Genomic DNA, 17,562 nt, shown 5'->3' with positions numbered 1-17,562 from the left:
CGGAACTCCCCATGAAGATTCTGTTTGTCGCCGATCCGCTGTCGACCTTCAACACCTACAAGGACTCGACCTTCGCCATGATGCGCGAGGCCGCGCGCCGCGGCCATGAGGTCTGGGCCTGCGAAGTGCCGGACCTGCTGTGGGTCAGCGGCGGCCGGGTTACCGCGCAGCGGGCGCGCCGTCTGGCGCTCACGCCCGAGGCCATCAGCAGCCAGGCCGGTACCCGGCTGGACGTCTGGCATGCCATCGCGGAGGAGCGCCCCCTGGCGCTGGCCGATGTGGAGGCAGTGCTGATGCGCAAGGACCCGCCTTTCGACTCGGAATTCTTCTACGCCACCCATTTGCTGGAACAGGCCGAGCGGGAAGGCGCCCAGGTCTTCAACCAACCTTCGGCCCTGCGGGACCATCCCGAAAAGCTGGCGATTCTGGAGTTCCCCCAGTTCATCTCGCCCACGCTGGTGACCCGTTCGGATGCGGCCATCCGCGCCTTTCATGCCGAGCATCAGGACATCATCCTCAAGCCGCTGGACGGCATGGGCGGCATGGGCATCTATCGCGTGAAGGCCGATGGCTTGAACCTGGGCAGCATTATCGAGACGCTCAACAAGCACGGCGCCCAGACGGTGATGGTGCAGCGTTTTGTGCCGGAGATCGCGCAGGGCGACAAGCGCATTCTGCTGATTGGTGGCCAGCCGGTGCCGTATTGCCTGGCCCGCATTCCGCAGGGCAGCGAAGTCCGCGGCAACCTGGCCGCAGGCGGCAAAGGCGTGGCCCAGCCGCTGAGCGACAGTGACCGCCGCATTGCCGAAGCCCTGGCGCCGGTGCTGGCCCAGCGCGGCCTGCTGCTGGTGGGCCTGGATGTGATCGGGGACAAGATGACCGAGATCAACGTCACCAGCCCCACCTGCTTCCAGGAAATCATGGAGCAGACCGGTTTTGATGTGGGCGCCACCTTCCTGGATGCCCTGGAGCGTGGCGTGGCAGCGGCCGCCCGCGTGTGAACCCAACGGAATCTCTCCCATGAATGCAGAACTGTTGAGCGAGCATGGCGCCTTCGGCGGCGTGCAGCGGTTTCATCGCCACCTGTCGCGGGAGATCGGCCTGCCGATGCGCTACGCGCTGTTTGTGCCACCGAGCGGAGCCAAAGGCCTGCTGGTGTTTCTGGCGGGGCTGACCTGCACCGAAGAAACCTTCACCATGAAGGCCGGGGCCCAGCGGCGCGCGGCGGAACTCGGCCTGGCCCTGCTGATGCCGGACACCAGCCCGCGCGGTGATGCGGTGACCGCCTTGCCGGGGGCCACCGACGCCTGGGACTTCGGTGTGGGCGCCGGTTTTTATCTGGATGCGACACAGGCCCCGTGGGCCCAGCACTTCCGCATGGAGAGCTACCTGATGAAGGAGCTGATTCCGCAGGTGCAGGCCGAGCTGGGGCTGGACGCTGCCCACACGGGGATCAGCGGCCATTCCATGGGCGGCCATGGCGCACTGACACTGGCGCTGCGTCACCCCGGCGCGTTTGTGTCCCTGTCAGCGATTGCACCGATTGCCGCGCCCAGCCGCTGCCCCTGGGGGGTGAAGGCCTTCACCGGGTATCTGGGCGCCGACCGCGATGCCTGGCCGGCCCACGACGCCAGCGCGCTGATGGCCCGTCAGGCCAGCGCCCCTTATCCCGGCGGCGTGCTGGTGGACCAGGGGCTGGCGGACAAGTTCCTGGTGGAGCAGCTGTATCCCGAAGCGCTGGAATCCGCCTGCGCCATGGTCGGTCAGGACCTGTTCCTGCGCCGGCATGACGGCTACGACCATGGCTACTACTTCATCGCCACGGTGATTGACGACCATCTCACGCACCACGCGCGGGAGATGGGGCTGCAGGGGCGCTGACGCCGGCCCGGGGGGCTGTCGTGCCTCCGGAGGGTCATGGCTTCAGGAGGCCCGCCGGGGGCCGTCCGCCGCCAGGCCCTCCCGAGTCTGCTGCTGATGCTGCTGATGCCCGGCCGCCGCCTTGTAGCGGCGCACAAAGGCGTCCACCTCGACGGGGTCGATCACGTCCTCCAGACGCTCGAAGCCGTCCGGCGCGCGTTCCTCGACCATGTCCAGGATGTAGTCCAGACCTTCCTGGCGGTTCATCTCGACGATGCGGGCACACAGGGGACGACGCTCGTCTTCATAGGCGGCGAGGGCGGTTTCAAGGCGGGCATCGAGATCGCTTCTGCTGGCGGGGGTGATGCCGGTGCCGTTGCTGTTGTCGCCGCCCCGCGTTTCGTGCAGCCCTTGCGCCCGCAGCGCCCGCGCAATCGCCTGGGCATCCATGATGGCCTGGGTCGCGCCATTCGAGCCGATGGGATACATCGGATGCGCGGCATCGCCCAGCAGCGTGATGCGGCCCTGCCGCCAGCGCGGAAGGGGATCGCGGTCCACCATCGGCCATTCCAGCAACTGCTGAGCGCCCTGGATCACGCCCGGCACGTCCAGCCAGTCGAAGCGCCAGCTGCCAAAGGTGGGCAGCAGATCTTCCACCCGGCCCGGCTTGCTCCAGTCCTCCCGGCCCGGGGCGGTCAGCCCGCCGCCCAGGCCGTCTTCGCGCAGACGGCGATCACAGATCCAGTTGATGAGCTGCAACCCGTCCGGACGCGGTGCCGCAATGGGGTACACCACGAACTTGGCCCGGCGATGGCCCGCCTGCACCATGGTGCGTCCGTCCAGGAACGGGGCCGCCAGCGTGGTACCGCGCCACATCATCATGCCGTTCCAGCGGGGAGGGCCTTCGTCGGGATGGAACTGGCGGCGCACGGCGGAGTGGATGCCATCGGCGGCAATCAGCAGATCGGCCCGCCGTTCGCTGCGTTGGCCGTCGGCGCTTTCGATCTCTGCAATCACCTGGCCCTTGTCCTGCCGCGCACCGGTGATGCGCTCCCCGCAGTGCAGCCAGTCCGCGCCGAGCCGGGCTTCGGCGGTGCGCCACAGGGCCATCTGGAACTCGCCGCGATGGATGCTGAATTGGGGATGGCTGTAGCCACCGGCCAGGCCACGCGCGTCCCGGTACAAGGCCTGACCGTGACGGTTGGCAAAGACCAGCGCCGACGTCGGCACCGCCATGGACTGCAGCAAGGGCATGAGCCCCAGCTTGTCCAGCACGCCCACCGCATGCGGCAGCAGGTTGATGCCGACGCCGAGCGGCTTGAGCGTTGCGGCGGATTCGCAGACCCGTACCCGATGGCCGTCCTGCTGCAGCGCCAGCGCCGCGCTCAGGCCACCGATGCCGCCGCCAGCGATCAGGATGTCCATGTTTGTCTCCGTGGTTCTTTGCGGCTCAGGGTAAGCGACATAGTTGCAGTACGCAACAGTATCTAAGCTGAGCCCATGGACTCCTCCGCTCGCCCGCGCTCCCCGGGTCGCACCCGGGGGCCGGCCTCTGCGCCGGCGCCCGCACATGCACATCCGCCAGCGCCCGCGCCAACCTCCGCGTCTGTACACGAAGCCCCGGAAGCGCCCCTGGTACGGGTGCCGGGGCTGGATTACGGCCTGCTGGACGACCTGCTCGGTTATGCGCTGCGCCGCGCCCAGAATGCCCTTTATCTGGACTTCCACCGCGCCACCGCCGGTGCCGACGTCAGCCCGCAGCGTTTTGCCGCACTGGTGCTGGTGGGCCGCAACCCCGGCATGCGCCAGGGCGTGTTGGCCGAAGCCATGGGGCTGCACCGCAGCGGCGCCTTGCGCCTGACCGACTGGCTGACCGGGCGGGGATGGGTGGAGCGCCGCGACGACCCCACCGATGCCCGCCGCTGGGGTCTGCACATCACCAGCCCGGGCCGACGCATGCTGGCCACGCTGGAGCGTCAGGTGCAGGCCCATGACCAGGCGCTGCTGGCAGCGCTGGCCAAGGGAGGGGCCCCGCTCAAACAGGCCCTGGAACGATTGGCGGAGGTGGCCGACCTGAGCCGTCAGGCCAGACTCCCGACGAGCGGCAGGAGCGGCACGCGCCCCACGCGCCCCACGCGCCCAAGTAGCCGCCCGCCTCGCCCGCCCCGCACGACATAGATTCCCAACACAGCGCCGGTCACAGGCGCACGACAGGAGACAAGGCGATGAAGGACTCTCTCAACCGGCGAGAGGCCGGTCACCATGCTGGACGATGGCTGGGGGCACTCGGTGCCGCACTGGCGGGGCTCAGCGGCCCCTTCGGCACATTGCGAGCGCAGACAGCCATGCCGCGCATCCTGGTCGGTTTTCCGGCCGGCGGCTCGGTGGACGTCAGTGCGCGCCGCGTGGCCGAGGCCTGGCGCGGCCGGCTGTCCGAGACGGTGCTGGTGGAACAGCGGGTCGGTGCCGGTGGCCGGCTGGCGGTGGTGGCGCTCAAGGATGCCCCGGCCGATGGCGGCACTCTGCTGATGAGCCCGTCGTCGATGTTCACCATCTACCCCCATGTCTACCGCAAGCTGGCCTACAAGCCGGAGAGTGATGTGATTCCGGTGTCGCCGATTGCCAATGCCACCTGCGGCTTCGGGGTCGGGCCGATGGTGCCCGCATCGGTGAAGACACTGGGCGACTTTGTGACCTGGGCCAAGGCCCGTCCGGAGCAAGCCGCCTATGCCTCACCGGCCGCCGGGGCCATGCCGCATTTCCTGGGTGACCAGTTCCAGCGTGCCGCCGGCATGAAGCTCACCCATGTGCCGTACCGGGGCGCTGCGCCCGGCCTGCAGGACCTGATGGGCGGCCAGATCGCCTCCGGCTGCTTCATCCTGGGCGACTTCCTGCCGCACCTGGCCAGCGGCCGCATCCGCATCCTCGGCGTGACCGATCGGCAGCGCTCCCGCTTTGTGCCGGAGGTGCCCACCTTCGGAGAGCAGGGCTTTGCCGGCATCCTCGGCGTGGAGACTTATGGCCTGTTCCTGCCGCCCCGCACACCGGCTGCGGTGGTGGACAAGGTGTTTGACCTGGCGCGGGTGGCGCTGCGCGAAAAACAGGTGGTGGAGGGGCTGGCCAAGCTGGGCTTCGAACCGCTGACGATGGCGCCGGCGGACTATGCACGGCGGCTGGCCACCGAGCGCGCCACCTGGGGGCCCATCGTGCAGGCCTCCGGCTTTTCTTCGGACGACTGACGCCCGCGCGCCGGGGGGAGCGGCGCGATCAGGGACAATCGCGCCATGGCTGTCCTCTCCCTCACCAATGCCCACCTGGCCTTTGGCCACGTCCCTCTGCTGGACGGGGCGAACTTCGCGCTGGAAACCGGCGAACGCGTCGGCCTCATTGGCCGCAACGGCACCGGCAAGTCCTCGATGCTCAAGGTCCTGGCCGGCATCGAGAAGCTGGACGACGGCCTGCTGCAACTGCAGCAAGGCCTGACCAGCGTCTATGTGCCGCAGGAACCCGAGCTGCGGCCGGAAGCCAGCATCTTTGATGTGGTGAGCGAGGGCGTGGCGGAGGCCAAGAGCCTGCGCGCCCGGTATGAGGCCCATGATGAGAACGACGATCTGGGATGGGTGCAGGAACGCATCGAGCAGATCGGCGCCTGGAACTGGGAACAGCGGGTGGAAGAAACGCTCCACCGCCTGGGCCTGGACGCCCAGCGTCGGGTGGGGGAGCTGTCCGGCGGGCTGAAGAAGCGGGTGGCCCTGGCCCGTGCACTGGTGGCCCAGCCGGATGTGCTGCTGCTGGACGAACCCACCAACCACCTGGATCTGGACGCCATCCGCTGGCTGGAAGAGCTGCTGACCAGCTTCAAAGGCTCGTTGCTGTTGATCACCCACGACCGCGCCTTCCTGGACAACGTCGCCAACCGCATCGTGGAGCTGGACCGTGGCCAACTGCGCGGCTACCCCGGCAACTTCGCCGCCTTCCAGGCCGCCAAGGCCTATGAGCTGGAGAACGAGGCCTTGGTCAACGCCCGCTTCGACAAGCTGCTGGCGCAGGAAGAGGTGTGGATCCGCAAGGGCGTGGAAGCCCGCCGGACCCGCAGCGTGGCCCGTGTGCAGCGGCTGCAGCAGATGCGCCAGGACCGTCAGGCCCGGCGTGACGTGCAGGGCAAGGTGCGGCTGGATGTGGCCACTGGCGAATCCAGCGGCAAGATCGTGGCGGAGCTGGAAAAGGTCAGCAAGCGTTATGGAGACCGGGACATCGTCCGCGAGTTCTCCGCCACCATCCTGCGCGGCGACAAGATCGGCCTGGTCGGCCCCAACGGCGCCGGCAAGACCACGCTGCTGAAGATGATCCTGGGCGAACTGGCCCCGGATGGCGGCACGGTGCGCATGGGCAGCCGGCTGACGGTGGCGTATTTCGACCAGATGCGGGATGCGTTGAACCTGCAGGCCACCCTGGCCGACACCATCAGCCCGGGCAGCGAATGGATCGAGATCGGCTCGCAGCGCAAGCATGTGAAGAGCTATCTCAGCGACTTCCTCTTCTCGCCCGCACGCGCCGAGTCACCCGTGTCCAGCCTGTCCGGCGGCGAGCGCAACCGGCTGTTGCTGGCGCGCCTGTTTGCCCGCCCCGCCAACGTGCTGGTGCTGGACGAACCGACCAACGACCTGGACATCGAAACCCTGGAGCTGCTGGAAGAGCTGTTGGCCGACTATGACGGCACCGTCTTCCTGGTGAGCCATGACCGCCGCTTCCTGGACAACGTGGTGACCTCCACCATCGTGAGCGAAGGCGATGGCTTCTGGCGTGAATACGAAGGCGGCATCGAGGATTGGCTGACCCAGTCCCGCCGCGCGGCCGAACTGCGTGCGCGTCAGGCCCCGGCCACCGCTGCACCTGTGCCCGCGCCGGCACCCGCGCCGGCCCCGGTGGTCGCGACCAAGCGCAAGCTCAGCTACAAAGAGCAGCGCGAGCTGGAAGAACTGCCTGGGCGCATTGCCGCGCTGGAAACGGAGCAGGCCCATCTGCATGCGCTGCTCAATGGCACCGACCTGTATGCGCAGGGCGCGGCCCGCATCAACGAAGTGACCCAGCGGGTGGCCGAGATTGATGACGAGCTGCTGGCGCTGATGGAGCGCTGGGAAGTGCTGGAAGCGAAGTGAGCTGAGCCGGGCAGAGAAGGGGCAGGGCGGGCGCTCGAAGGAGCCTCCCGCCTGCGCGGGTTCAGTTGCGGACGGTGAGGCTGCCCAGGCCGTCGTAGCGCGCGGTCACCGTGGTGCCGGGCGGCAGATCCAGGGCGACGCGCCAGGCCCCCGTGGTCACCACACTGCCAGCCGACAGCGTCTGCCCGCCGCGGGTGGCCACCTTCAGCCAGTGCGCCACCGTCCAGCCCGGGTCGTCCAGGCCGTGCCCGCCGATGCCGGCCAGCGGGGCTGCATCACCCACCTGCAGCTCGCAGGGTTGCTGGCGCCAGTCGCGGGTCGGGTCCCAGCGCTGCCACGGGCCCAGGGCCAGGGCGCCGTGGGACTGTGCGTCGGCCAAGCGCAGCAGCGGGTCCGCCTTCATGGCGCCGGCCCACCGCGAGTTCAACCATTCCACCGCCACACACATCGCATCGATGAGGTCGCCGGTCTCGCCGGGGGCCAGTGCCGCCGCCATCTCTGGCGTGACATCCCGACCCAGGCGCAGTGCAATCTCCGCTTCGGCGCCGAACAGACGCAGGTCGCTGAAATCGCCGCCGTTGCGCAGCCCGCGCACTTCGCGCACACCGTGGGGGGCCAGCGGCGACTGGCCCAGCGGCGCGGTGCGAGACCCGCCGCCGCATTTCCAGAACTGTGGGCGACCACGTGCGGTCCAGTCCAGGGTGCGGGCCAGAACCTCCTGTGCCGCATATGCAGCGGCTTCGTCGGGCAGCGACCAGTCGCGCTCGTTGAGGGCCTGGCTGCGGGTCCAGGCGTCTGCCAGGGCCTGGCCCAGGGCGGCGGCGTGTGAGGGAGCGTCAGCGTTCATGGGCCGATCTTAGGGGCACGCGCAGCGATTCGAGGGGACGCCATATCGCTGATCGCTTATCGCTTATCGCCTCAGCCGTTCCACCGTGGCCACAAGCGCCTGCCAGAAGCGCGCATCCTGCGAGGTGGCGAAGTTGATGCGCATCAGCGTGCCCGGTTGACGGGTCGGGCTGAAGAGAATGCCGGGCGCAATCAGCCAGCCCTGGTCCATCATCGGCTGAGCCAGGCGCTCGGTATCCACGCCCACGTCCACCCAGCCAAACAGGCCGGCCGGCGGTGCGGTGAAGCGCAGCCCCGCTTCTTCCACCAACCGGGCGCAACGCTGGCGGGCCGTCTCCAGCCGGACCGAGACCCGTTCGGCATGCCGCCGCAGCAGGCCTTGCTCCAGGCACAGAGCCACCGCCCGGTCCATCAGCGGGCTGGTGGTGAGCGAGGCCAGCAGCTTCAGTTCGGTGAGCTGTGCGATCCGGTCCGGACTGGCCGCCACAAAGCCCACCCGCCAGGACGGCGACAGCATCTTCGAGAACCCGGACACATACAGCGTGCGCTGCAGTTGATCCAGCGCCGCAAGCCGGGGCGCATGGTTGGGGGCAAAAAAGGCGTAGGTGTCGTCTTCCACGATCAGCAGATCGGCTTCATGCGCGATCCGCAGGATCTGATGGGCGCTGGACAGGCTCAATGTGGCGCCCGTCGGGTTGTGCAGCACCGACACGGTCACATACATGCGGGGCCGATGCTCCGCCACCAGCCGTCGCATCACCGCCAGGTCCGGCCCCAGGTCGCCACGCGGCACCGGCAGCAAGCGCATACCGGCCTGCGACAGCCGCGCATATTCGATGGCCCATCCCGGATCGTCCACCAGCACCGCATCCCCGGGCTTGAGGAAGGCCCGGGTGATCAGATCCAGCCCATGGGTGGCGCCCACCGTGCTCATGATCTGCGAGGGTGCGGCCTGCACCGACAGGTCCAGCAGCCGCAGCGAGAGTGCCTCACGCAGGCGCAGGTCTCCCAGCGGGTCCCCATAGCCGGAGAGCAGCGCATCGTCCGCCTGGCTGGCCAGGCGGCGCAAGGTGGCTTGCAGCAGCGGCAGGTCCAGCCATTCGGCCGGCAGGGTGCCCAGCCCCGGCGAGCGCCGGGCGTCCGCCTGGAACATGCCGCGGATGAGCGCACTCGCATCCACCGGCTGGGGCAGGGGGGATCCGGACGGCGCCGGACTGGCCGACGGCAGCCGCGCCGGCTGTGGCCGGGTTTCGCGAACGAAAAACCCACGCTTCTTGCGCGCTTCCAGCAGGCCCTGCGCCAGCAACTGGTCGTAGGCCGCCACCACCGTGTACGGGCTCACGCCGTGGTGCCGCGCACAGTCTCGCACCGACGGCAGCCGGGCCCCGGGCAGCAGCAAGCGCTGATGGATACGGGCCGCAAAGCGCTGCGCCAGTTGCTGGGCCAGCGGTTCGCTGGCGTTGCGGGACAAGACCGGCGGCGCCGGGAGGGCGGGCGGTGAGGCTGTGCTGGTATCCATGCCAATACAGATGAAGCACTGATGTGGACAAGTGTATTGGTTCTGTGCTGGTCCGGGCCACTAGACTTGGTGTTCGCGGCGCCCATGGCGCCAGCTTTGACGTCGGAGACATTCCATGAACCGCAGCCCCTGGACGCAGGCCCGCCGTGCCGCCCGCATGAACCCGTCCATCATCCGTGAGATCCTCAAGGTCACTGAAAAGCCGGGCGTGTTGTCCATGGCCGGTGGTCTGCCCTCTGCGGACACCTTCCCCGTCGAAGCCATCCGTGCTGCATGTGACCGGGTGCTGACCCATCAATCCAAGGAAGCCCTGCAATACGCCGCCAGCGAAGGGTATGCACCGCTGCGCGAATGGGTGGCCCAACGGGTGGGCGCACTTGGCCTGCGCGCCACACCGGACCAGGTGCTGATCACCAGCGGGTCCCAGCAGGGCCTGGATCTGGTGGGCAAGCTGCTGTGTGATGCTGGTGCCCCGGTGGCGGTGGAAACGCCCACCTACCTCGGCGCCCTGCAGGCGTTCACGCCCTACGAGCCGCTGTTCGCCAGCCTGGACAGTGACGAACAAGGCCCGCTGCCCTCGGCCATCGAGGCGCTGCCGCATGATGCGCCGGGCACGCGTTTCAGCTATTTGCTGCCCAACTATCAAAACCCCACCGGCCGGGTGATGAGCCAGGCCCGCCGCGAGGCGGTGATGGAAGCCTCCCGCCGCGCCGGTGTGCCGGTGGTGGAAGACAACCCTTATGGCGACCTCTGGTTCGACCAGCCGCCGCCCCAGTCCCTGAGCGCCCTGTGGCCGGAAGGCAGCCTCTATCTGGGTTCCTTCTCCAAGGTGCTGACGCCGGGCTTCCGTCTGGGCTACATCGTGGCGCCATCGGAGCTTTATCCCAAGCTGCTGCAGGCCAAGCAGGCCGCCGACCTGCACACGCCGGGCTTCAACCAGCGCGTGGTGCATGAGGTCATCAAGGATGGCTTCCTGGACACCCACGTGCCCCGCATCCGTGCGCTCTACAAGGCCAATCGCGACGCGATGGCCGACGCGCTGCGCCAGCATCTGCCGGAAGGCTGCGAATGGCGCAGCCCCGAAGGGGGCATGTTCTTCTGGATCCGCCTGCCCGAGGGGCTGGATGCCATGGCCCTGCTGCCGCGCGCGGTGGACGCCGGGGTGGCGTATGTGCCGGGAGCGGCGTTCTATGCCCACCAGCCGGACCCACGCACGCTGCGTCTGTCCTTCGTCACGCTCACACCCGCGCTGATCCGCGAAGGCGTGGAGAAGCTGGCCCGGGTGCTGCACGAGGCATTGGCCCTGGCCGATGCGCCCACGCCTTGAGCGACGCGGCGCGGCCGGTCAGCGCGCAGAGCCAGGCCGGCGCGGTGAACATGAAGCCGCTCACCGTGCCTTTTGCCCCGGTGCTGGATGAGGCCTGGACCGAGCAGGACCTGCTCGCGGTCCATGGCGAAATCAGCCGCAGCTACTGGGCGGAAGGCATTCCGCTCGACCTGATGCGCCGTGCCATGGAAGGCTCGCTCAATCTGATTGCCCGTCATCCGGACGGCAGCGTGGCCGCTTATGCACGGGTGATCTCGGACCGGGCCACCTTCGCTTATTTGTGCGACGTGTTTGTGCTGCCGTCCTGGCGGGGCCAGGGGCTGGGCGACTGGCTCATCGGCCGGGTGATGGCCCACCGCGCTTTGCAGGGCCTGCGCAGGTTTGCGCTGTTCACACGCGACGCGCATGCGCTGTATCTTCGCCATGGCTTCCAGCCCTTGGCCGCACCGGAGCGCGGCATGGAGATCGTGCGGCCGGGGCTCTATCAAACCCAGAGGTGAACCCTTGAGTGAATTGCGCCGATTTGTCCAGGTGGACGTATTCACCCGCGAGCCCCTGAAAGGCAACCCGCTGGCAGTGGTGGTGGATGGCGCCGGCCTTGGCGAGTCGCAGATGGCGGCTTTTGCGCGCTGGACCAATCTCTCCGAAACCACCTTCCTGCTGCCGCCCACCGATCCGGCGGCGGACTACCGGGTCCGTATCTTCACCCCCGGTGGCGAACTGCCTTTTGCGGGCCATCCCACGCTGGGTTCGGCCCATGCCTGGCTGGCCAGTGGTGGTGACCCGAAACAGCCGGGCGAGGTGGTGCAGGAGTGCGGCATCGGGCTGGTGCGGGTGCGACGGGAGAACGGCCGCCTGGCCTTTGCCGCCCCGCCCCTGCGCCGCTCCGGGCCGGTGCAGGAACCGGCCCTGCGGGAACAGGTGATGCAATCCCTGCATCTGGAGGCGGACGCCTTGCTGGACCTCGTCTGGGTGGACAACGGCCCCGGATGGATGGCCGCCCGGTTGGCGTCAGCGGACGCTGTACTGCAACTGAACCCCGACTTCAATGTGATGCGGGGGCTGAAGTTGGGCGTCGTTGGCGCTTATCCTCCAGGTTCGCCGCAACAATTCGAGGTCAGGGCTTTTGTGCCGACGCTGGGGGTGCCGGAAGACCCGGTCACCGGCAGCCTCAACGCAGGTCTGGCACTATGGCTTCAAGGCGCCGGTCTGGCGCCTGACTGCTATGTGGCCGCCCAGGGCGCCGCCCTGGGGCGTGCCGGTCGAATCCATGTGGCGAGGGAGGGTGCGCATTGCTGGATAGGCGGTGATGTGACGCCATTGGTCCACGGTCAGGTGAGGTTGTGAAACCATGAGCATGGAAGTCGATCATCTTGTCATTGCCGCGAGCACCCTGGAGGAGGGGCGCCTGTGGTGCGAACAGGTCCTGGGCGTCTCGCCTCAACCGGGCGGTCAGCACGCCTGGATGGGGACGCACAATCTGCTGTTGAACATCAGCGCCCCGAACTACCCGCGCTGCTATCTCGAGATCATTGCCATCGACCCGTCGGCACCCAAGCCGGCACGGGCCCGCTGGTTCGATCTGGACCAGCCCGCCGTGCAGGCGAAGCTGAAGGAAGGCCCGGGGCTGCTGCACTGGGTGGCCCGGGTGCCCAACCTGGAGGCCGCACTGGCGTATTGGCAAGGCGAAGGGGTGGACGCCGGCCAGCCGGTGGAAGGCTCGCGCGGCGACATGCGCTGGCGCCTGGCGCTGCGGGAAGACGGCCGCCGCCTGCGCAAGGAGGGGCTGCCGACGCCGATTGAATGGAGCGGCACCGGCCATCCCACCGACAAGCTGCCCGACAGCGGTGTGCAGTTGCAGACCTTTGAGGCGCGTGACGGCCTGAGTGCGACGCTCTCCACCCCCAAGGGCGAGGTGGCCTTGAGCGCCATCGAAGCCACGCTCGACTGAGGGCCGCATGGCACGTGAGCTTCCGATTTGCGTGCTGGGACGCGCTGGCTCCATCAACGTCCGCAAGGTGCTGTGGACCGGCGTGGAGCTGGACCTGCCGCTCAAGCGCGAGGATGTGGATGTGAGCAGCGACGCGTTTCGCCAGCTCAACCCGAATCAGATGATGCCGGTGCTGGTGGAAGGCGGGGGCCCGGGCCCGGCCTCGGCTTTCTCCATGTGGGAAAGCAATGCCATCTGCCGCTATCTCGCGATGCGGGAACATCGGACCGATCTGCTGCCGGCCGACCCGCAACGCCGCGCACAGGTGGAGATGTGGATGGACTGGCAGGCCGGTGAGCTGAACAACAGCTGGCGTTATGCCTTCATGGGGCTGGTCCGCCAGAGCCCCGCGCACCAGGATGCGGCTCAGCAGGCGGCGGGCGTGGCCAGCTGGAATCGCCACATGGGGATTCTGGAAGGCCAGTTGCAGCGCAGTGGCGGGCCCTGGGTGCTGGGGGCGGACTTCACCCTGGCCGATGTGGTGCTGGGCCTGGCCACCCACCGCTGGCGGGCGGCGCCCATCGAGCATGCCGACTTGCCTGCGGTGGAGGCGTATTACCAGCGCCTGTGCGACCGGACCGGTTTTGTCCAGCATGGGCGCGACGCCGGGCCCTGAGGCAGCAGCGGCCATCCGCTGTGATCGCGGCGCATCTGTCGCCTAGAGAGGTCAATCATGCCGCGATCGCCCAGGCCTGGATAAACTAAAGCCGTGGACACTCCTGAGATCGCCATCCTCTGTCCGGACTCTCCTGCAATGTGGGAGCAGGCCCGGCAGATCCTTCACGAGTACGGCCAGAGCCTCAACATCGATCTGGACTTCCAGCACTTCGATGAGGAACTGCGCTCGCTGCCTGGTGAGTATGCCGAGCCGCAAGGCACGCTGCTGCTGGCCCTGGTCGACGGCCAGGTGGCTGGTTGCGGCGGCTTTCGTCCGCTGGCGGACAGCGACTATGCCAACGCCTGTGAAATGAAGCGGCTGTATGTGCGGCCCGCCTTCAGGCGCTTTGGCCTGGGCCGCACACTGGCCCATGCGCTGATCGACCGCGCCACCTCGGCGGGCTACTCCAACATGCTGCTGGACACGCTGGATGACATGGAGGCGGCTCGCGACCTCTATGAAAGCCTCGGTTTCACCGAGATTCCCCCGTACTACTACAACCCGATTGCCGGCGCGCACTACCTGAAGGTGGAGCTGGACTGAGCCCGGTGACCTCCGGATCTGGGACCGCGCAGTGATTTCGTGCGCGCGCGCCGGTTTCGCGCGGTTTCCGCCTTAGCATCGCGGCATGGTCACCTCCCACGCATCCTCCTCGTTGCCCGCCTCGGGCGCTGTCCAGATTGAACCGGCTTCGCTGACGCCGGCGCTGCTGGGGGAGTCGCCGTTCTGGCATCCGCGTGAGCAGCGGCTGTATTACCTGGACATTCCAGGGCATGCGCTGTTCCGCTGGTCGGAAGGTGATGCGGCGCCGCAACGCTGGGACCTGAACAGCGAGCCGGGCTGCATCGCGCCGCTGGAGTCCGGCGGGCTGCTGATTGCGCAACGCAACGGCCTGTGGCGCTTCGACCCGGACGGCGGCGCGTATATGCAGTTGGCCGATGCTCCGTATGACGCCACCCAACGCCGCTTCAATGACGGCAAGGCCGACGCGCAAGGCCGGCTCTGGGTGGGCACCATCGACGATGCCCGGCAGCCGCATTCCGCGCTGTACTGCTGGCGCAATGGCCGCTTCGAAGTGATGCAGGACGGCATCACCTCGTCCAATGGACTCGCCTGGAGTCCGGACGGCGGCACGATGTATTGGGCCGACACCAAGGCCCATGAGGTTTATCAGTTCGACTTCGATCAAAAAACCGGCAGCCTGGGCGAACGTCGCCCTTTTCTGAGTTTCCCGGTGCGGGCCGAAGGCCAGCCGCTCTCGACTTACGGCGGCCGGCCCGACGGTGCCGCTGTGGATGTGGAGGGCTGCTATTGGATCGCCATGATGGAAGGGCAGCAGTTGTTGCGCTTTTCTCCTTCGGGCGAGCGGCTGCAGACCATCGAGCTGCCAGTGCGTTGCGCCACCATGCCGACCTTTGGCGGTGCAGACCTGCGCACAATCTTTGTGACCACTGCACGAGAAAAGCGCAGCACCGAGGAGTTGGCCGCTCAGCCCTGGGCGGGCTGTGTGCTGAAGCTGCGTGTACCGGTGGCGGGCCTGCCGGTGCACTTCGCGCGGCTGGACTGAAGGCTGCCGAGGGCGGCCCTGCGCCCCTGGGCAGCATCACCCCGCATCACCCAGCATCACCCAGCACCCCTAGTCGCGGATCGCACGCCCTGTCAAGTTGGTGCGCGATGACGCATGGCTTGCTCTGTTAAGGGGCCGTAAGGACAAACCACATATAATCTCGCGGATTTGCCGGATGCGCCGAGTCAGTTGCTGGCCGTCGGACGCGATTCATTCGAGTGGCTCGTACAGGTGGTTCGTACAGGTGGCTCGTACAAGTCGTTCGTGCAAGTGGTGCGTTCGAATGGTGCGTTCGAGTGGTTCGTACAAGTTGCGTTCAAATGACGCGTTCAAATGACGCGTTCAAATGCTTAGCGAATGTGTACTGAACGTGGATCGAACGGATAGCGGATGAGAAGCGGTGTGGGCAGCAGTGGAAGTCGGCGGGGTAGCGATCTGCCCCCAGGCTTCCAAGCTGATGAAGATGCGGACGGCGAACAGGCTTTCAAGCCCCTCTCTGCGGAAGAAGCGGCGGCCCTTCGGGCGCGGCTTCCCGTCTTGTCGCCCTGGGTGATCCTGGGCTGGCAGGTGGTGGCGGGCCTGGTGGCGGTGGCTTTGTGGGGGTTGTTGACCCAGCAAGGCAGCAAGGCCTGGTCGGCACTTTGGGGTGCCGCCTCGGTCGTGGTGCCCAGCGCCTTGATGGCGTGGGGAACCACACGGCGTCCTGCCATGAATCCGGGCACTGCGGTGCTTTCGTTCATGGTGTGGGAGCTGATCAAAATGTTGTTGGCGGTCGCCATGTTGGTGGCGGTCGTCTTGCGGTACCCCGCCTTGAGCTGGCCAGCCCTGCTGACAGCCCTGGTGGTGTGCCTGAAGGCAAATTGGCTGGCCTTGCTTCGGCAGGGTCGAATCAGAAAATAGCGACGGAAAAGCAACCATGGCAGCAGAAGGACACGCGCCGACTTCGGGTGAATACATCACCCACCACTTGCAGCACTGGCAAAAGAACTTCTCGTTCGAAAACGCGAAGCAGGTGGGCCCGGTCGATTTCAGCGTCTTCAATTTCGATTCGCTTCTCTTCACCTCGGTCCTTGGCCTCGCGGCGTTGTTCCTCCTGTGGTTGGCCGCACGCAAGGCCCATGCCGGGGTGCCGGGCCGCTTCCAGGCTGCGGTCGAAATCCTGGTCGAGATGGTCGACAACCAGGCCAAGTCCCTCATCCACAACGAAAAGAGCCGTGCCTTCATCGGCCCGCTGGCGCTGACCGTGTTCGTTTGGATCTTCTTCATGAATGCCATGGACATGCTGCCGGTGGACGCGCTGCCGTCCGCCTGGACCGGTTATGTCGCCTCCACCGGCCATGATGCGCACCATGCCTACCTGCGGGTGGTGCCGACCGCCGACCTGTCCACCACGCTGGGCATGTCCACCTTGATCCTGCTGCTGTGCTTCTTCTACAGCATCAAGATCAAGGGCCTGGGTGGCTGGGGCCATGAGCTGATCGCCGCCCCGTTCGGTGATCACTGGGCCCTCTACCCCTTCAACTTCGCCATGCAGATCATCGAGTTCATCGCCAAGACGGTGTCTCATGGCATGCGACTGTTCGGCAACATGTTTGCCGGCGAACTCGTGTTCATGCTGATCGCCCTGATGGGCGGCGGTTGGGCCCTGACCGGCACCGGCATCGGACTGGCCATCGGCCACGTTCTCGCTGGCACGGTCTGGACGCTGTTCCACATCCTCGTGATCACGCTGCAGGCCTTCATTTTCATGATGCTGACGCTGATCTACCTGGGTCAGGCGCACGACGCGCACTGATCCGGCGGACCCGGCAGCTCATTTCGAAGTTCTCTCAGTTCCCTTTCCTTTTTCTTTCAAACTAACTCTCTCAGGAGCAAAACATGGAAAACATCCTCGGTCTGGTCGCTCTGGCTTGCGGCATCATCGTTGGTCTGGGCGCGATCGGCGCTTCCATCGGCATCGCGCTGATGGGCGGCAAGTTCCTGGAGTCGTCGGCTCGTCAACCCGAGCTGATGAACGAACTGCAAACCAAGATGTTCATTCTGGCCGGCCTGATCGACGCCGCCTTCCTGATCGGCGTTGCTATCGCTCTGCTGTTCGCCTTCGCCAATCCGTTCGTTCTGCGCTAATTCCCCTCGAACCTTTCACGACTGAAAGGATCGTGCCGTGAATATCAACGCTAGCCTGTTCATTCAGTGGATCCCGTTCTTCATCCTCGTGTTCGTCACGATGCGGTTCATTTGGCCGCCGATCGTGAAGGCCTTGGACGAGCGTGCGGACAAGATCCGCGCCGGCCTCGCTGCCGCAGACCAGGCCAAGGCCGAACTGGCCTCGGCCAACAAGAAGGTCGACGAGCAACTGGCCCAGACTCGCACCGAAACCACCAAGCTGCTGTCCGACGCTGAAAAGCGCGGCGCCAGCATCGTGGAAGAGGCGAAGAAGCGCGCGGAAGACGAAGCTGCCAAGATCATCGCTGCTGCCAAGGCGGAAGCCGAACAGCAGTCGGTGCGTGCCCGTGAGGCCCTGCGCGAGCAGGTGGCTGCACTGGCCGTCAAGGGTGCTGAACAGATCCTGCAGCGCGAGGTCAATGCCAGCGTGCATGCCGAATTGCTGAACCGTCTGAAGACGGAGCTGTAAT

At 66.9% G+C, this 17,562-nt stretch carries 19 protein-coding genes; 16 read left to right on the top strand and 3 right to left on the bottom strand.

The window, feature by feature from the left end; translation table 11 throughout:
• Window positions 1-11 precede the first annotated feature (11 nt).
• On the top strand, window positions 12-1,001 hold the full coding sequence (gene gshB / locus OU995_RS03380) for a glutathione synthase (protein ID WP_267833975.1): 990 nt from the start codon (window positions 12-14) through the stop codon (window positions 999-1,001).
• A gap of 19 nt (window positions 1,002-1,020) precedes the next feature.
• On the top strand, window positions 1,021-1,881 hold the full coding sequence (gene fghA, locus OU995_RS03375; RefSeq protein ID WP_267833974.1) for an S-formylglutathione hydrolase: 861 nt from the start codon (window positions 1,021-1,023) through the stop codon (window positions 1,879-1,881).
• Window positions 1,882-1,923: 42 nt separating this feature from the next.
• On the opposite strand, the gene OU995_RS03370 is transcribed toward fghA, so the two are convergent.
• Complete coding sequence (locus OU995_RS03370) at window positions 1,924-3,285, bottom strand: flavin-dependent oxidoreductase (protein WP_267833973.1); 1,362 nt, start codon at window positions 3,283-3,285, stop codon at window positions 1,924-1,926.
• 75 nt (window positions 3,286-3,360) lie between these two features.
• Between OU995_RS03370 and OU995_RS03365 the strand changes: the two genes are divergently transcribed.
• Genes OU995_RS03365 through OU995_RS03355 form a run of 3 tightly spaced genes read left to right on the top strand, consistent with a single transcriptional unit; the run spans window position 3,361 to window position 7,019 of the window.
• Window positions 3,361-4,038, top strand: coding sequence for a MarR family winged helix-turn-helix transcriptional regulator (locus OU995_RS03365; protein WP_267833972.1), 678 nt, complete (start codon window positions 3,361-3,363; stop codon window positions 4,036-4,038).
• Window positions 4,039-4,085: 47 nt separating this feature from the next.
• Complete coding sequence (locus OU995_RS03360) at window positions 4,086-5,099, top strand: Bug family tripartite tricarboxylate transporter substrate binding protein (protein WP_267833970.1); 1,014 nt, start codon at window positions 4,086-4,088, stop codon at window positions 5,097-5,099.
• A gap of 45 nt (window positions 5,100-5,144) precedes the next feature.
• The gene (locus tag OU995_RS03355) at window positions 5,145-7,019 is read left to right on the top strand and encodes an ATP-binding cassette domain-containing protein (RefSeq protein WP_267833969.1); all 1,875 of its coding nucleotides are present in this window, start codon (window positions 5,145-5,147) and stop codon (window positions 7,017-7,019) included.
• Window positions 7,020-7,080: 61 nt separating this feature from the next.
• Here the strand turns inward: OU995_RS03355 and OU995_RS03350 are convergent, their stop codons facing one another.
• Both OU995_RS03350 and OU995_RS03345 read right to left on the bottom strand, forming a co-directional pair.
• Complete coding sequence (locus OU995_RS03350; protein WP_267833966.1) at window positions 7,081-7,866, bottom strand: fumarylacetoacetate hydrolase family protein; 786 nt, start codon at window positions 7,864-7,866, stop codon at window positions 7,081-7,083.
• 63 nt (window positions 7,867-7,929) lie between these two features.
• Window positions 7,930-9,384 (bottom strand): PLP-dependent aminotransferase family protein, encoded by a 1,455-nt coding sequence (locus tag OU995_RS03345; RefSeq protein ID WP_267833964.1) that lies wholly within the window; start codon window positions 9,382-9,384, stop codon window positions 7,930-7,932.
• A 115-nt stretch (window positions 9,385-9,499) separates the two neighbouring features.
• Between OU995_RS03345 and OU995_RS03340 the strand changes: the two genes are divergently transcribed.
• The 11 genes from OU995_RS03340 to OU995_RS03290 all read left to right on the top strand — a co-directional run bounded on the left by OU995_RS03340 (window position 9,500) and on the right by OU995_RS03290 (window position 17,561).
• Complete coding sequence (locus OU995_RS03340; protein ID WP_267833963.1) at window positions 9,500-10,711, top strand: PLP-dependent aminotransferase family protein; 1,212 nt, start codon at window positions 9,500-9,502, stop codon at window positions 10,709-10,711.
• Window positions 10,708-11,211, top strand: a complete 504-nt coding sequence (locus tag OU995_RS03335) for a GNAT family N-acetyltransferase (RefSeq protein WP_267833961.1) — start codon at window positions 10,708-10,710, stop codon at window positions 11,209-11,211. Before OU995_RS03340 ends, OU995_RS03335 begins: the two co-directional genes overlap by 4 nt.
• Before the next feature lie 4 nt (window positions 11,212-11,215).
• Window positions 11,216-12,058, top strand: coding sequence for a PhzF family phenazine biosynthesis protein (locus OU995_RS03330; RefSeq protein WP_267833960.1), 843 nt, complete (start codon window positions 11,216-11,218; stop codon window positions 12,056-12,058).
• A 4-nt stretch (window positions 12,059-12,062) separates the two neighbouring features.
• The gene (locus OU995_RS03325) at window positions 12,063-12,662 is read left to right on the top strand and encodes a VOC family protein (protein WP_267833959.1); all 600 of its coding nucleotides are present in this window, start codon (window positions 12,063-12,065) and stop codon (window positions 12,660-12,662) included.
• Window positions 12,663-12,669: 7 nt separating this feature from the next.
• Window positions 12,670-13,317, top strand: a complete 648-nt coding sequence (locus tag OU995_RS03320; protein ID WP_267833957.1) for a glutathione S-transferase family protein — start codon at window positions 12,670-12,672, stop codon at window positions 13,315-13,317.
• Window positions 13,318-13,410: 93 nt separating this feature from the next.
• On the top strand, window positions 13,411-13,902 hold the full coding sequence (locus OU995_RS03315) for a GNAT family N-acetyltransferase (RefSeq protein WP_267833955.1): 492 nt from the start codon (window positions 13,411-13,413) through the stop codon (window positions 13,900-13,902).
• Between the two features lie 85 nt (window positions 13,903-13,987).
• The gene (locus tag OU995_RS03310) at window positions 13,988-14,926 is read left to right on the top strand and encodes an SMP-30/gluconolactonase/LRE family protein (RefSeq protein ID WP_267833954.1); all 939 of its coding nucleotides are present in this window, start codon (window positions 13,988-13,990) and stop codon (window positions 14,924-14,926) included.
• Between the two features lie 390 nt (window positions 14,927-15,316).
• Complete coding sequence (locus OU995_RS03305) at window positions 15,317-15,826, top strand: ATP synthase subunit I (RefSeq protein WP_267833953.1); 510 nt, start codon at window positions 15,317-15,319, stop codon at window positions 15,824-15,826.
• Window positions 15,827-15,842: 16 nt separating this feature from the next.
• Window positions 15,843-16,721, top strand: coding sequence for a F0F1 ATP synthase subunit A (gene atpB / locus OU995_RS03300; RefSeq protein WP_267833952.1), 879 nt, complete (start codon window positions 15,843-15,845; stop codon window positions 16,719-16,721).
• 83 nt (window positions 16,722-16,804) lie between these two features.
• Window positions 16,805-17,053: a F0F1 ATP synthase subunit C gene (atpE, locus tag OU995_RS03295; protein WP_058933479.1), complete on the top strand. Its 249-nt coding sequence runs from the start codon at window positions 16,805-16,807 to the stop codon at window positions 17,051-17,053.
• A gap of 37 nt (window positions 17,054-17,090) precedes the next feature.
• Window positions 17,091-17,561, top strand: a complete 471-nt coding sequence (locus OU995_RS03290; protein ID WP_267833948.1) for a F0F1 ATP synthase subunit B — start codon at window positions 17,091-17,093, stop codon at window positions 17,559-17,561.
• The last annotated feature ends 1 nt before the right edge of the window (window position 17,562 follow it).

The sequence above is a fragment of the Roseateles sp. SL47 genome, from assembly GCF_026625885.1.
Lineage (GTDB): Bacteria > Pseudomonadota > Gammaproteobacteria > Burkholderiales > Burkholderiaceae_C > Roseateles.
Note: the sequence above shows the minus strand (reverse complement) of the source record. Positions and strands in the feature narration are given on the sequence as shown.

Bases quoted from the DNA above. Each gene is read 5' to 3' on its own strand.
- gshB (WP_267833975.1), top strand. From the start codon at position 12: ATGAAGATTCTGTTTGTCGCCGATCCGCTGTCGACCTTCAACACCTAC.
- fghA (WP_267833974.1), top strand. From the start codon at position 1,021: ATGAATGCAGAACTGTTGAGCGAGCATGGCGCCTTCGGCGGCGTGCAG.
- OU995_RS03370 (WP_267833973.1), bottom strand. From the start codon at position 3,285: ATGGACATCCTGATCGCTGGCGGCGGCATCGGTGGCCTGAGCGCGGCG.
- OU995_RS03365 (WP_267833972.1), top strand. From the start codon at position 3,361: ATGGACTCCTCCGCTCGCCCGCGCTCCCCGGGTCGCACCCGGGGGCCG.
- OU995_RS03360 (WP_267833970.1), top strand. From the start codon at position 4,086: ATGAAGGACTCTCTCAACCGGCGAGAGGCCGGTCACCATGCTGGACGA.
- OU995_RS03355 (WP_267833969.1), top strand. From the start codon at position 5,145: ATGGCTGTCCTCTCCCTCACCAATGCCCACCTGGCCTTTGGCCACGTC.
- OU995_RS03350 (WP_267833966.1), bottom strand. From the start codon at position 7,866: ATGAACGCTGACGCTCCCTCACACGCCGCCGCCCTGGGCCAGGCCCTG.
- OU995_RS03345 (WP_267833964.1), bottom strand. From the start codon at position 9,384: ATGGATACCAGCACAGCCTCACCGCCCGCCCTCCCGGCGCCGCCGGTC.
- OU995_RS03340 (WP_267833963.1), top strand. From the start codon at position 9,500: ATGAACCGCAGCCCCTGGACGCAGGCCCGCCGTGCCGCCCGCATGAAC.
- OU995_RS03325 (WP_267833959.1), top strand. From the start codon at position 12,063: ATGAGCATGGAAGTCGATCATCTTGTCATTGCCGCGAGCACCCTGGAG.
- OU995_RS03320 (WP_267833957.1), top strand. From the start codon at position 12,670: ATGGCACGTGAGCTTCCGATTTGCGTGCTGGGACGCGCTGGCTCCATC.
- OU995_RS03310 (WP_267833954.1), top strand. From the start codon at position 13,988: ATGGTCACCTCCCACGCATCCTCCTCGTTGCCCGCCTCGGGCGCTGTC.
- OU995_RS03305 (WP_267833953.1), top strand. From the start codon at position 15,317: ATGAGAAGCGGTGTGGGCAGCAGTGGAAGTCGGCGGGGTAGCGATCTG.
- atpB (WP_267833952.1), top strand. From the start codon at position 15,843: ATGGCAGCAGAAGGACACGCGCCGACTTCGGGTGAATACATCACCCAC.
- atpE (WP_058933479.1), top strand. From the start codon at position 16,805: ATGGAAAACATCCTCGGTCTGGTCGCTCTGGCTTGCGGCATCATCGTT.